We start from the raw sequence: 609 nt of genomic DNA, 5'->3' as shown, positions 1-609 counted from the left end.
ATCAACTAATGAAAAAAGTGGGTCAACATGTATATAGTAGAGAAGCACGGTTAAAACCAGCCGAATTATATTGTGTGAATTTGATTCAAGAAACTTATAAATGTAATGAGTGTATTAATTCTAATGGTAGCGATGTACTTGTCAGTAGTAAGATGCCACAGAGTCTTTTACCCCATAGTTACTTTTCGAGTACTATTTTAGCTAAAGTAGCAGAGTTGAAGTTTAATCTTGCTTTACCGTTTCATCGTCAAATTAAGTTTTGGCAAGCCGTCGGCTTACGAGTTGATGCTCGATTATTGGCGACTAACATCATTAAGGTTAGTCAAACCTACCTTGAACCGTTGTATGATTATTTACAGGAATTAATCAGAAAAGAATCGGTAATTCATATGGATGAAACTCCATTCAAGGTAATTGATGAGCCTAATGAAACTGGCTACTTTTGGGTAACGCGATCAACAAAAGAATTCAGTAAGCATCAAATTATCATGTTTCATTACTATAATACCCGCGCGGGTAAAACCATTGGTCAAATTATCGGTCATCAATATCGTGGAATTATTATGTGTGACGGTTATGGTGGATATAGTGATCGATTATATCCCCAGG

At 35.8% G+C, this 609-nt stretch carries 1 protein-coding gene; it reads left to right on the top strand.

The window, feature by feature from the left end; translation table 11 throughout:
- Positions 1 to 609 (top strand): IS66 family transposase (locus AACL61_RS00120; protein ID WP_339110794.1); only part of this gene is annotated, 609 nt, incomplete at both ends.

It is taken from the genome of Limosilactobacillus reuteri subsp. porcinus (assembly GCF_036621895.1).
Lineage (GTDB): Bacteria > Bacillota > Bacilli > Lactobacillales > Lactobacillaceae > Limosilactobacillus > Limosilactobacillus reuteri_J.
This window is presented reverse-complemented; position numbering and strand designations above follow the sequence as displayed.